The following is an 11,772-nucleotide window of genomic DNA, read 5'->3' as shown; positions in this document are numbered from 1 at the left end:
GGGTGGAGGTGCCGGGAATCGAACCCGGGTCCTCCCTTGCGTTGCGAGGCATTCTCCGTGCGCAGTCCGCTGTGTCTCTACTCGGATCCACCGGTCTCGCGAACAAGCCGGTGTGACGATCCCAGCCGCTGTGAGATGTCCCGTCCACCCCCGACGGCCGGGCTGGACGGTGAGTTCCCTAGCTGATGCCGGACACCGCGGCGGGAACGCCCGCGGGCCGACAGCCCACTAGTGGATCAGGCCGCGAGCGCGAAGTCCGCGCGGGCGCCCTGAACCGGGGCGTGCTGACTCTCGTCGGCACTTATTTTTTTGCGACGTGTGGTTAACGAGATCATCGTCGCCTTCCTCGGCACGCTTCTCCTCGGTCGGCTTCAGGAGTCGAAACCGTTCACCCCCTCGCAGCCCGGCGTTCGGACCGTCGGGACAGCATAACGCCCATCGGGCCGCGGTTCATTCCGGTTCCGCGTCGTCCCCCGACCAGGGTTCGTGAGCGGCGATCGCCGCCATGGCGACGATCGCCGCTCACAGACGCAGCAGTCTCGCCCCGGCGTCGTGGAGCACGTCGCGGAGGAACGCGTCCCCGAGCGACGGGTGCTCGGCCCAGCCCGCGATCGCCTGCAGCTGCCTCGCGTAGGGGTAGGGGATGTTGGGGAAGTCCGTGCCCAGCACGACGCGGCCGGGGATGCTCGCGAGGAGTTCGGGCCAGTCCGCCGGGAGCGGGGCGAACTCCTCGGCGTACGGGGTGCCGACCATCGTGGTGTCGAGGTGCACGTTCGGGTGGCGGCGCACCAGGTCCACGGCGGCGGTGAAGTCCGGCATGCCGGCGTGGGCGAGCACCGCCGTCAGCCGGGGGTGGCGGGCCAGGACCTCGCCGAAGACGTCCAGTCCCGTGTGGGCGCCGGGGATCGGGCCGTGCCCGCAGTGGACGACCACCGGGACGGCGGCCTCCGACAGCAGGGCCCAGGCCGGGTCCAGCTGCGGGTCCCGCGGGTCGAAGCCACCGACCTGGACGTGCACCTTGACGGCCCGGGCACCCGCCTCGACGGCCGCGCCGAGATAGTCCTCGACGCCGGGCTCGGCGTACAGCGTCGCGGTCCGGACGGCGCCGGGCGTGGCCTCGGCGAACTCCCCCACCCACTCGGTCAGCCAGGCGGCCATGCCGGGCTTGTGCGGGTAGACCAGCGGCGCGTACGCGAGCACGCCGAGCTTCTCCAGGATCGCGACCCGCTCCGCCTCGGGCAGCCGGTAGTGGATCGGCCAGTCCCGGCCGTAGTGCGTGCGTGCCTCGTCGAAGTAGGCCCAGACCTTGCGGAGCACCCGCTCGGGGAGGAAGTGGACGTGGATGTCGACGAGCCCGGGGAGGCCGAGCTCGGCGACCCACCCCGGGACGTCCGCGTCGGTCAGCGCAGCGATCGGGCTCGCCCCTTCGCGGCCCGGCCGATCGCGCGGGCCATGTCGCGCTCGGCGTCCTTCTTCGCGAGGTCCTGCCGCTTGTCGTGGGTCTTCTTGCCGCGGGCCAGCGCGAGCTCGCACTTGACCTTGCCGTCGGAGAAGTAGAGCGACATCGGGACCAGCGTGAGCCCGCCCTCGCGGATCTTGCCGATCAGCCGCTCGATCTCGTACTTGTGCAGCAGCAGCTTGCGGGTGCGGCGCGGCTCGTGGTTCGTCCAGCTGCCGTGGGTGTACTCCGGGATGGTGAGGCCGTGGAGCCAGACCTCGCCGTCGTCCACCGTCGCGTACGCCTCCACGATCGAGGCACGACCCAGCCGCAGGCTCTTGACCTCGGTGCCCATGAGCGCCACGCCCGCCTCGAACTCCTCGAGGACGGCGTAGTCGTGTCGCGCACGCCTGTTCTGCGCGATCACCTTGCGGCCTTTCTCCTTCACACGTCCAGCGTACCCGCGCCCCGCCCGCATTATGGAGCCACAACGCCGTCTGGAGGCCGCTGATCTGGCGTTATGGCTCCATAATGCGATCTAGACCTTGACGTACAGGCGGAGGGTTATGTAGCCCGTGACGCCCGCGACGAGCGCCCCGATCGGCACCAGGTAGACGCTCGTGGTGATCACGTCCGTCAGCGTGACCGGCGGGATCACGCCGTTCTGCGCGATGCCGGCCAGCAGCGAGTCGATGAACGCGAACTTCCCGACGATCAGGCCCACCCCGGCGAGCACGGCGCCGACCACGCCGGTGATCACCGCCTCGACCAGGAACGGGAGCTGGGTGTACCAGCGGGTGGCGCCGACCAGCCGCATGACCCCGACCTCCGTGCGCCGGGTGTAGGCGGACACCTGCACGGTGTTCGAGATCAGCATCAGCGCCGCGACGGCCTGGACCAGCGCCAGCGCGAACGTCATGTTCCGGACGCCGCCGAGGAAGTCGAACAGCTTGGCGACGACGTCCCGCTGGTCGATGACCGTCCGGACCCCGACCTGGTCGGTCATCGCCTGCTTGACGGCGGCGGCGCCCGCCTCGGTGGACCCGTTCTGCTCCACGAGCTTCACCCGCAGCGTCGCGGGCAGCGACTGCGGCCGGGCGAGCTCCGCGACCGACTGGCCCGCGAACAGCTCCTGGAAGCGGGCGTAGGCCTGGTCCTGGTTCTCGTAGGTCACCGAGTCGACCAGCGGGGAGTTCTCGAGGGTGGACAGCAGGCCCGCGCAGATCGGCTGGGTGCAGTCCGCATCGGCGGTCGAGACGTCCTGGGTGAGCGCCACCCGCACCTCGAGCCGGTCCGAGTACAGCGCCTCCGTGGCGTCGATCGTCTTCACCGCGAGCAGCCCGGTGCCGACCATGAGCAGCGAGATCGCGGTGGTCAGGACCATCGCCACCGTCATGGTGACGTTGCGGCGCAGGCCGGTGGAGACCTCCCGGAGGACGAAGTCGGTGCGCATCGCTACCGGCCCACCCCGTACACCGCGCGCGCCTCGTCCCGCACCACCCGGCCCATGTCCAGCTCCACCACCCGGCGCCGCATCGAGTCCACGATGGAGTGGTCGTGCGTCGCCATGACGACGGTGGTGCCGGTGCGGTTGATGCGCTCCAGCAGCAGCATGATGTCCTGGCTGGTGTCCGGGTCGAGGTTGCCCGTCGGCTCGTCCGCCAGCAGCACCAGCGGCCGGTTCACGAAGGCCCGCGCGATCGCGACGCGCTGCTGCTCGCCGCCGGAGAGCTCGTGCGGCATCCGGTCCGCCTTGCCGGAGAGCCCGACGAGCTCCAGCACCTCGGGCACGACCTTGCGCACCGTCGACGGGGACTTGCCGATCACCTCGAGCGCGAAGGCGACGTTGCCGCCGACGGTCTTGTTGTTCAGCAGCCGGAAGTCCTGGAACACGCAACCGATCTTCTGGCGCAGCCGCGGCACCTTGCGGCGCGGGAGCTTCGCCACGTTCAGGTCGGTGACGAAGATCGAGCCGCGGGTCGGGACGTCCTCCCGCAGCAGCAGCCGCAGGAACGTCGACTTCCCGGAGCCCGACGGGCCGATCAGGAAGACGAACTCGCCCTTCTCGACCTCGACCGAGACGCGGTCCAGGGCAGGACGCGTCGAGGTCTTGTACATCTTGGTGACGCGCTCCAGCCGGATCACGTCCGTGACGCTACCGACAGGGCGTGAGCGAACCGCTACCCGACAGGCCCCCTCGGCGCACCGGCGGTACCGCTCGTCCGATCAGGCCTTCTCGGCCTCGAGCTCCTGGTTCCGGCGCCAGCGGATCCCCGCCTCGATGAAGGCGTCGACGTCCCCGTCGAGCACCGCGCCCGGGTTGCCGGACTCGTACTCGGTGCGCAGGTCCTTGACCATCTGGTACGGGTGCAGCACGTAGGAGCGCATCTGGTTGCCCCAGGACGAACCGGTGTCCTTGAGCGAGTCCATCAGCGCCCGCTCCTCCTGGCGCTTGCGCTCCAGGAGCTTCGCCTGCAGCACGACCATGGCGGTGGCCTTGTTCTGGATCTGCGACCGCTCGTTCTGACACGACACCACGATGCCGGTGGGCAGGTGGGTCAGCCGGACGGCCGAGTCCGTGGTGTTGACGCCCTGACCGCCGGGCCCCGACGAGCGGTAGACGTCGACGCGCAGCTCCTTCTCGTCGATGTCGATGTGGTCGGTCGACTCGACGACGGGGGTCACCTCGACGCCGGCGAACGACGTCTGGCGGCGGCCCTGGTTGTCGAAGGGCGAGATGCGGACGAGCCGGTGGGTGCCCTGCTCGATCGAGAGCGTGCCGTAGGCGTAGGGCGCGTGGACCTGGAAGGTCGCCGACTTGATGCCCGCCTCCTCCGCGTAGGAGGTGTCGTAGACGTCCGTCTTGTAGCCGTGGCGCTCGGCCCAGCGCAGGTACATGCGCATGAGCATCTCGGCGAAGTCCGCCGCGTCCACCCCGCCCGCCTCGGAGCGGATGGTGACCAGGGCCTCGCGCTCGTCGTACTCGCCGGAGAGCAGGGTGCGGACCTCGAGGGACGCGATGTCCTCGCGCAGCTTGGCGCGCTCGGCGTCCGCATCCGCGATGGCGGACTCGTCGCCCTCGTCCTCGGCCAGCTCGTAGAGCACGGGGAGATCGTCCAGCCTGCGGCGCAGGTCCTCGACGCGGCGCAGGTCGGCCTGGGCGTGGGACAGCCTGCTGGTGACCTTCTGGGCCGCCTCGGTGTCGTTCCAGAGGTCCGGCGCGCCCGCCTGCTCCTCCAGGTCCGCGATCTCGTTCTTGAGGGCGGGCACGTCGGTGACGGCCTCGATGCCCTCGAGGGTGGTCGCGAGGTCCTTCAGGTCGGCGGAGACGTCGGGGTTCACAACCACACAGGCTACTCGGCGGGGATGCTGTCCAGCAGTTTGACCATCGCCCGGGTGTGCGCGACCGTGAAGTCCGCGACGGCCTTGCGGTACGGGTCCGTCTCGCCGCGGGCCGCGGCCCTGGCCTCGACCAGCCGCTCGGCGTAGACCTCCTTCGAGGTGTCGACGAGCTCGGCGCGCTGCTTCACCGTGAGCGACCCGGCGTGCAGCAGCCGCAGCACCAGCGGGCTGCGCAGCGCGTCACCGCCGGACCCGTGCTGCAGCCAGGCCTTGAACGACCGCTTGCCCGCCGCGGTGATCACGTACTGCTGGGACGCCCGCGGCCCCTGCTTGCCCAGCCGCAGCAGCCCCGCCTCGGCCATGACGGGCAGCTCGCGGTAGACCTGGCTGCGGGTCACGGTGAAGAAGGAGCCGAAGCGCTCGCCGGCGGCGGCGACGAGCTGACCGCCGGTCATCGGGCCGTCGTGGAGCAGGCCGAGCAGGGCGGCGGCGGTGGCGTTGACTGCGGGAGGCGCGGGCATCCCCCCACGTTCCCACGGTCTCGGGGGTTGCGCGATTCCAACTAGGACCGGGCCGCGGTCGCAGCGGTCGGCGCGGTCAGCCGTCCACCGCGGACTCCGGCAGCACCGCCACCCGGGGCCGCTCGACCCGGCAGCGCCGCCCCGGTCCGGCCACGATCGCGGCCGCCGAGGACGGGGTGGGCAGGGTGTAGGGCTCGGCGGCGTCGAGGTCCACCACGTAGCCGAGGTCCGCCAGGCTCGCCACCGTGACCCGGGAGAGCGGGTTCTGTGCCTCGGCGATGAAGCCGCTCATCAGCTCGGTGCCGAACGTCGTCTCCCGCCAGTGCCCCTCGCGGGTGCCCGCCCCACCGGTGTTCTCGACCGGCACGGCACCCGTCCCCCCGAGTGCCCCCCACTGCGCCACGGCACCGGCCCCGGTGAAGCGCGGGTCGTCCGTCCCGCGCCCGCGCAGCAGCGGCGTCCACAGGGTGCCGATGCCCAGGACGTGGCCCATCTCGTGGGCGATGACGTCGTCGAGCGTGCCGTCGGCCTCCATGCGCGCCAGGTCGGCGGTGTCGAACTGCATCTCCCCCACCGCGGGGAGCCCGCCCGCCGAGGCGGGCCGCACCCGCGTGGGGCCCGCCTGGCCGAGGATCTGCCCGGCGCCGTCGATCGCCGCGCCGCTCGCGAGGACGAGGACGTCGTCCACGGTCTCCCCGTCGACGTCCACGGCGGGCAGGTCACCGACGATCATCCGGGCCCACCGGTCCGCCGCGGTCGCGAACGCCGCCTGCTGCCGGTCCGAGAGCCCGCCGGTGAAGCGGACGTCGATGCTGAACGGCGAGGACTGCGCCTGGGCGAGCGCGGCGGAGCGGGAGGCGACGGCCCGGTAGTGATCCATCGCCCCATCGTGGTCGTGCGCGGCGATGGTCGCCACAGCGACCATCGCCGCTCACAGGGTCAGGGCGGCGATCCGTTCGCGGTGGGCGTCCGCGGTGCCGTACTGGCCCGCGAGGCGCTTGGCCCGCTTGTAGAAGAAGTGCGCCTCGTGTTCCCAGGTGTAGCCGATGCCGCCGTGGTACTGGATCATCGCGGCGGTCGAGGCCAGGGCGACGTCGCTCGCCTTCGCCTTCGCCACGGAGACGGCGAGGTCCGCGTCGTCGAGCCCGGCGTCCACCGCGTGCGCGGCGTAGAGAGCCGCGTGCTCGGCCATCGTGATCCCGACGTGCAGGTCCGCCAGCGCGTGCTTGATCGCCTGGAAGGAGCCGACGGGCACGCCGAACTGCTCGCGCTCCTTGTCGTAGTCCACGGTGCGGGTCAGCGCCTCGCGGGCGATCCCGACCAGGTCCGCGGCGACCAGGACGGTCGCGCGGGCCTCGAGCGACGAGGCGTCCCCCGGCAGCGCCTCCGTGGAGCCGCCCTCGACCCGGGCCAGCCGGGTGGTGCGGTCGTAGGACCCGACCGGCGTCGCGGTGAAGCCGGTGAGCAGCCCCTCGGGCGTGACGACGACGTCCGCGGTCTGCCCGTACTCGACGGACCGGGAGTACCCCAGCGCCCCGACCGCCTCGCCGGTCGCGAGCCGGGGCAGCCACCGGGCCTGCTGCTCGGCGCTGCCCGCGAGGCGGATGGCCTCCGCCGCCAGGACGGTCCCGCGCCACGGGCCCGGTGCCACCCCGGCGCCCAGTGCCCGGGCGATGACCTGGGCCTCGACCAGGCCGAGGCCCAGGCCGTCGTGCTCCTCGGGCACGGTGACGGCGAGCCAGCCCTGCTCGCCCGCGGCCTTCCACAGGCCGTCGAGGTTCCCGGCGTCGTTCGTGGCCGGCGCCTCGAAGTAGGCGCGCACGGCGTCGAGGTCGAACCGCTCGGCCAGGTAGGTGCGCACGGCGGAGCCGAACTCCTGCTGGTCCTCGGTGAGTGCGAAGAACATCTCGGCTCCTACCGCGGCAGGCCGAGCACGCGCTCGGCGGTGACGTTGCGCTGGACCTGCGAGGACCCGCCCCAGATGGTGACCGACCGCGACCACATGGCCTGGGCGTTGAAGGGCGTCAGGTCGAGGTCGTCCAGCTCCTCGAGGGTCACGTCCTCGCCGAGGACGTCGTCGAAGACCTCCCAGAGGTCCTGCGAGGCCTCCGACCACTGCAGCTTCGTCATCGAGGCCTCGAAGCCCAGGTCACGGCCCTGCTCGGTCTGGGTGAGGATGTGCATCGCGTGCAGCCGCAGGCACTCCAGCTCGGTGAGCACCCGGGCGAGCTTGCCGCGGATCACCGGGTCCCGGTCCCGACCCAGCTTCTTCGCGACGGCCGCGATCTCGTCGTACTGCCTGCGGAACTCGGTGTACTGGGACATGCCGGAGGCGCCGCGCTCGAAGGAGAGCAGCAGCATCGCGGTGCGCCAGCCCTCGTCGACCGCGCCGAGGACATCGGTGGCGGGGACCCGGGCGTCGTCGAAGAAGACCTCGCCGAACTCGCTGGCGCCGGACATCTGCTTGAGCGGGCGCGCGTCGACGCCGGGCTGGTGCATGTCGATCAGCAGCATCGAGATGCCGCGGTGCTTCTGGCTGCCCGGGGTGGTGCGGACGAGGGTGAAGATCTTGTCGCCGTGCACGGCGTTGGTGGTCCACACCTTCTGGCCGTTGACCACGAAGTCGTCCCCGTCGCGGACGCCGCGCGTGGTGAGCGCGGCGAGGTCGGACCCCGCGCCGGGCTCGGAGAAGCCCTGGCACCAGATGACCTCGTTGCGCAGCATCGGGCCGATGATCTCCTTGCGCTGCGCGTCCGTGCCGATCGCCATCACGGTGGGCGCGAGGAAGGTGAGGCCGAGCGGGTTGACCGTGCGCGGCGCGTCGGCCAGCACCATCTCGACGTCGTAGATCGCCTTCATGCCGGGGGTGCCGCCGCGGCCGCCGTACTCGGTCGGCCACTGGATGCCGGCGAACCCGGCCAGGGCCTTGTCCCGCTCCCAGTCCCGACGCAGGCCGAAACTCTCTTCGTCGCTGAGGGACTCCCAGAATCCGGGACGCCGCCACTCGGCGGGGATGTGTGCGGACAGCCAGGCACGGAGCTCGCTGCGGAACTCCTCCTCGGCCGCGGTGAAAGTGAGGTCCATCAGGTGTCGCTCCTGCTCGAACCGGGTGCGACGTCACCGTCGCCTGCAGCTCCCACCCTGGCATACCCGTCGGTAACCTGCATAGCGGTCGACGGCGGAGTATGCGCCGAGTAGCCTGACGGTATGCGCAGCGAGCGGGTGACCGTCACCCTCCCGGCCGAGCTGGTCGCCGAGGCACGTGAGGCGGTCCAGAACGGGTCGGCCGCGAGCCTGTCGGCCTACGTCGCCGAGGCGGTCCAGGCGCGGCAGGCCCGCGACCGCGCACTCGCTACTCTTGCCGACCTGTACGGAGGTCCCCCGCCGGCGGACGAGCTCGACGCGGCACGCAGGTCGCTGCGCCTGGTTCCCCCGGTCGCCGTCGGCTGAAGGGCGCGCAGATGATCGGCGGAAGAGTGCTCGACTCCACCGCGCTCACGGCATTCGCCACCGGCAGGCCGGTGTACATGCGGGCCCTGGTGTGGGCGGCGGTCGAGGAGAACCTCGTCCTCGCGATACCCAGCGCCGCGCTCGGTCGGGCCTGGGCGCAGCTCGACCCGGAGCACCACGCGGCCCTGCAGGTGCTGCTCGGCCTGCCCAACACCGTGATCCACGATCTCTCGCCCGCCATGGCCCAGGAGTCCGGCCTGCTGCTCGCCGCGTCCGGTCAGGACGACATCGTGAGCGGCCAGGTGGTGGCGACCAGCAGGCGGCGGGGCTGGCCCGCGGTGACGGGGGATCCCGGCACGCTCCGCAAGCTGGACGCGGCCGTGGCGATCGAGGAGCTCCCCTGACCTGAGCGCAGTGTGGAGCCACACTGCGACTAGGTGAGGCGGGATCGCAGGGCGGTCAGTTCCGGGTGCGTGAGGCCGTTGGCCTGCAGCCAGGCGGCCGCGCCGCCGTCCCGCTCGTCGAGGATGGCCAGGACCTGGGCCATCGCCTCCGCGCGGGGGCGGTGGCGGTCCAGCTCGTCGGGGGCGGGCATCTCCTCGCCGGTGGACGCGGTCCAGCGGCGGAACATGTCGTCGATCTTCGTGGCGGACAGCGCGTAGTCCTCGACCACGGCCTCCCGCTCCACCCCGACGGCCTCGAGCACCAGCGCGACCAGCGTGCCCGTGCGGTCCTTCCCCGCGGCGCAGTGCACCAGCGCGGCGCCCTCGCCGAGCGCCAGCCGCCGGACGGCGCCGACCACGTTCGGCGCCTTGTCCCGCAGGTACCCGAGGTAGTTCCCGACCATCGGATGGACGTCCTCGCCGACCTCGGGCAGCTCCCGGCCCGCCTCGGGGATGAACGTGAACTGCACCGTCTCGACGCCGGCGGCGATCAGCGGGCTCTCCCCGAACTGGGCGATCTCCCGGTCGGTCCGCAGGTCGAGGATCAGCCGCAGGTCCAACTCGTCGACCAGCCTGCGGACGTCCGCCGGGGTGACGTGGGTCAGTGCCTCGCTGCGCAGCAGCACCCCGGGCCGGGTGCGGGACCCGTCGCCCAGCGGCAGCCCGCCGACGTCTCGGATGTTGCTGAGGCCCTCGAACTGCAGCCACCGATCCGTGGAGGTCACGCCCCGACCGTAACCGGCGCGGGGCGTGACCGGGGTCTCAGCCGAGCAGCTTCTGGGCGCCCGCCTGGGCCACGACCAGCGGGTCGGGCAGCGCGGGCAGGCCGTCCTCGGGGGCCAGCACGGTGAAGTTCATGACGACCTCACCCTCCCGCACCGAGATCATCACGACGTCGAAACCCTCCCCGCCGAGCCGCCATCCGGTCGCCTCGTCGTAGGGCAGGTCCGCGGACAGGTCCTCCGCCGGGGCGAGCACGACCGGCTTGTCGCCGACGCTGCCCTGCCCGCAGTCCATCCCGGCGAGCGAGGCCCGGTAGGCCGCCGCGGCGGACCCGGGGTCGCCGTAGACGCTGACCGCCTCCTGGACCAGGCCGGACGGGCTCTCGGCCGCCGCCCCGACCCGAACGGCGTACGGGAACTGCGCGACGACGCCGGGGCCGCCGCAGATCGCGGGCTGCGCCGGGTCGGGCCTCGGCTCGTCACCGACGGCGAACCCGGGCCCGATCTCGGCGGGCGTGAGCAGGAAGGGGCGCAGGCCGTCGGCGGCGGCGTCGAGGTCCGTACCCCCGGTGCTCGCGGCGCCCGCGGGCTTCTGCACGGCCGCCGCGGGCTGCGGCGCCGACTTCGGCAGCGGCGCCGCGGACGCCTGCTCGGCGGCGGGTGCGGACTGGGCGACGGGCGCGGCGACGGGCGCCGACTGGGCGACGGGCGTGGCCGCGACACGCGGCTGGGCGTCGGCGACGGCACCGCAGCCCGCGGACAGCAGGGTGGCGACGGCGAGGGTCGGGATCAGGGTCAGCAGGCTGCGGTTCATGTCGGAGAGTCTTCGCGGCGGAGCGCTCCCGGTCGGGAGGGTCACCACCACTCTCGTGGGGTGCCGGCATGTGGACGGGACTTCCGGTTCGGCGCACCCCGACGCAGGATGCGAAGGGTGAGCAGCGCCGACACCACCCTCCCCGAGCCCGGCTCCCCCGCCGACCCGCCGCTGGGCGTGGCGCTCGACGCGCTCGCCGCGGCCGCCCCCGACCGTCCCGCCCTCCTGCACCGCGACACCGTGCTCACCCGCGCCGAGCTGGCGGCGGCGTCCCACCGGGCGGCGCGCGAGCTCGCCGAGCTCGGGGTGCGCGAGGGCTCGCTGGTCACGATCGGCCTGCCGAACGGGCCCGCCTTCTACGAGGCGGTCGTCGGCGCCTGGAAGCTCGGGGCGATCCCGCAGCCGGTGTCGGCGAAGCTGCCCGCCGCCGAGCTCGCGGCGCTGATCGAGATCGCCGATCCGGCCGTCGTCGTGGGCCTCACCCCGCCCGACGGCCGCCCACACCTGCCCGCCGACTGGCGCCCCGACCCCGCCCGGGACGCGGGCCCGCTGCCGCCCGCGGTCCCGCCGCGCTGGAAGGCCCCGACCTCGGGCGGGAGCACAGGCCGACCGAAGATCATCCTCGCGGGCAACGCCGGGCGCGTCGGCACCGTGACCGCGGCGGCCGACCGGCTGCGCATCCGCGGCGACGGCGAGGTGTTCGCGGTGACCGCACCGCTCTACCACAACGCGCCGTTCATGTTCTCGCTGATCAGCCTGCTGCGCGGCGGCGCCGTGCTGGTGTTGGACCACTTCGACGGGGCGACCGTGCTGCAGGCCGTGGCCGAGCACCGGGTGACCTTCCTCTACGCCGTGCCGACGCTGATGGGGCGGATGCTGCGCGTCCCGGCCGCCGAGCGCCCGGACGTGTCCAGCGTCGAGACCCTGCTCCACCTGGGCGCGCCGTGCCCGGAGCACGTGAAGCGCGCGTGCCTGGAGTGGTTCGGCCCCGAGCACGTCTGGGAGCTGTACGCGGGAACGGAGTCGCAGGCCAGCACGGTCA

The 11,772-nt window shown here is 72.6% G+C and carries 13 protein-coding genes, 1 other RNA gene and 1 pseudogene; 3 read left to right on the top strand and 12 right to left on the bottom strand.

What is annotated here, in order from left to right:
- From ssrA to BLS43_RS14475, 10 genes are all read right to left on the bottom strand, one after another.
- Positions 1-396, bottom strand: a transfer-messenger RNA (tmRNA) gene (ssrA, locus tag BLS43_RS14520).
- Positions 397-522: 126 nt separating this feature from the next.
- On the bottom strand, positions 523-1,413 hold the full coding sequence (locus tag BLS43_RS14515) for an amidohydrolase family protein (protein WP_093084330.1): 891 nt from the start codon (positions 1,411-1,413) through the stop codon (positions 523-525).
- Positions 1,401-1,916, bottom strand: a complete 516-nt coding sequence (gene smpB / locus BLS43_RS14510; RefSeq protein WP_093084148.1) for an SsrA-binding protein SmpB — start codon at positions 1,914-1,916, stop codon at positions 1,401-1,403. Before smpB ends, BLS43_RS14515 begins: the two co-directional genes overlap by 13 nt.
- A gap of 60 nt (positions 1,917-1,976) precedes the next feature.
- Positions 1,977-2,891 (bottom strand): permease-like cell division protein FtsX, encoded by a 915-nt coding sequence (gene ftsX / locus BLS43_RS14505; RefSeq protein WP_093084145.1) that lies wholly within the window; start codon positions 2,889-2,891, stop codon positions 1,977-1,979.
- Between the two features lie 2 nt (positions 2,892-2,893).
- Positions 2,894-3,583 (bottom strand): cell division ATP-binding protein FtsE, encoded by a 690-nt coding sequence (gene ftsE / locus BLS43_RS14500; protein ID WP_093084142.1) that lies wholly within the window; start codon positions 3,581-3,583, stop codon positions 2,894-2,896.
- Between the two features lie 81 nt (positions 3,584-3,664).
- On the bottom strand, positions 3,665-4,780 hold the full coding sequence (gene prfB, locus BLS43_RS14495) for a peptide chain release factor 2 (protein ID WP_093084140.1): 1,116 nt from the start codon (positions 4,778-4,780) through the stop codon (positions 3,665-3,667).
- A gap of 11 nt (positions 4,781-4,791) precedes the next feature.
- Positions 4,792-5,301 (bottom strand): PadR family transcriptional regulator, encoded by a 510-nt coding sequence (locus BLS43_RS14490; RefSeq protein ID WP_093084137.1) that lies wholly within the window; start codon positions 5,299-5,301, stop codon positions 4,792-4,794.
- A gap of 76 nt (positions 5,302-5,377) precedes the next feature.
- Positions 5,378-6,181, bottom strand: a complete 804-nt coding sequence (locus tag BLS43_RS14485) for a leishmanolysin-related zinc metalloendopeptidase (protein WP_143030050.1) — start codon at positions 6,179-6,181, stop codon at positions 5,378-5,380.
- Between the two features lie 51 nt (positions 6,182-6,232).
- Entirely contained in the window at positions 6,233-7,207 is a 975-nt protein-coding gene (locus BLS43_RS14480; protein ID WP_093084131.1) for an acyl-CoA dehydrogenase family protein, read from the bottom strand.
- Positions 7,208-7,215: 8 nt separating this feature from the next.
- Positions 7,216-8,385 (bottom strand): acyl-CoA dehydrogenase family protein, encoded by a 1,170-nt coding sequence (locus BLS43_RS14475; RefSeq protein WP_093084128.1) that lies wholly within the window; start codon positions 8,383-8,385, stop codon positions 7,216-7,218.
- Between the two features lie 123 nt (positions 8,386-8,508).
- Here BLS43_RS14475 and BLS43_RS14470 point away from each other — a divergent pair, with 123 nt between their 5' ends.
- Complete coding sequence (locus BLS43_RS14470; protein ID WP_093084125.1) at positions 8,509-8,751, top strand: ribbon-helix-helix domain-containing protein; 243 nt, start codon at positions 8,509-8,511, stop codon at positions 8,749-8,751.
- Positions 8,752-8,762: 11 nt separating this feature from the next.
- Entirely contained in the window at positions 8,763-9,155 is a 393-nt protein-coding gene (locus BLS43_RS14465) for a hypothetical protein (RefSeq protein WP_093084122.1), read from the top strand.
- A gap of 29 nt (positions 9,156-9,184) precedes the next feature.
- Here BLS43_RS14465 and BLS43_RS14460 read toward each other — a convergent pair whose 3' ends face one another.
- A complete protein-coding gene (locus BLS43_RS14460) occupies positions 9,185-9,919 on the bottom strand; it encodes a tyrosine-protein phosphatase (RefSeq protein ID WP_093084119.1) in 735 nt (244 codons plus the stop codon).
- Between the two features lie 37 nt (positions 9,920-9,956).
- Positions 9,957-10,730 carry a hypothetical protein gene (locus tag BLS43_RS14455; RefSeq protein ID WP_093084116.1) on the bottom strand — a complete coding sequence of 258 codons (774 nt, stop codon included), beginning with the start codon at positions 10,728-10,730 and terminating at the stop codon, positions 9,957-9,959.
- A gap of 108 nt (positions 10,731-10,838) precedes the next feature.
- Between BLS43_RS14455 and BLS43_RS31090 the strand changes: the two are divergent.
- Positions 10,839-11,756: pseudogene (locus BLS43_RS31090) on the top strand (AMP-binding protein); the annotation flags it as partial.
- Between the last annotated feature and the right edge of the window lie 16 nt (positions 11,757-11,772).

The organism is Pseudonocardia oroxyli (assembly GCF_900102195.1).
Lineage (GTDB): Bacteria > Actinomycetota > Actinomycetes > Mycobacteriales > Pseudonocardiaceae > Pseudonocardia > Pseudonocardia oroxyli.
This window is presented reverse-complemented; position numbering and strand designations above follow the sequence as displayed.

What these genes read in the sequence shown, in the direction of transcription:
- BLS43_RS14455 (WP_093084116.1), bottom strand. Translation starts at nt 10,730, where the DNA reads ATGAACCGCAGCCTGCTGACCCTGATCCCGACCCTCGCCGTCGCCACC.
- BLS43_RS14480 (WP_093084131.1), bottom strand. Translation starts at nt 7,207, where the DNA reads ATGTTCTTCGCACTCACCGAGGACCAGCAGGAGTTCGGCTCCGCCGTG.
- ftsX (WP_093084145.1), bottom strand. Translation starts at nt 2,891, where the DNA reads ATGCGCACCGACTTCGTCCTCCGGGAGGTCTCCACCGGCCTGCGCCGC.
- BLS43_RS14475 (WP_093084128.1), bottom strand. Translation starts at nt 8,385, where the DNA reads ATGGACCTCACTTTCACCGCGGCCGAGGAGGAGTTCCGCAGCGAGCTC.
- BLS43_RS14470 (WP_093084125.1), top strand. Translation starts at nt 8,509, where the DNA reads ATGCGCAGCGAGCGGGTGACCGTCACCCTCCCGGCCGAGCTGGTCGCC.
- BLS43_RS14485 (WP_143030050.1), bottom strand. Translation starts at nt 6,181, where the DNA reads ATGGATCACTACCGGGCCGTCGCCTCCCGCTCCGCCGCGCTCGCCCAG.
- BLS43_RS14465 (WP_093084122.1), top strand. Translation starts at nt 8,763, where the DNA reads ATGATCGGCGGAAGAGTGCTCGACTCCACCGCGCTCACGGCATTCGCC.
- BLS43_RS14490 (WP_093084137.1), bottom strand. Translation starts at nt 5,301, where the DNA reads ATGCCCGCGCCTCCCGCAGTCAACGCCACCGCCGCCGCCCTGCTCGGC.
- smpB (WP_093084148.1), bottom strand. Translation starts at nt 1,916, where the DNA reads ATGCGGGCGGGGCGCGGGTACGCTGGACGTGTGAAGGAGAAAGGCCGC.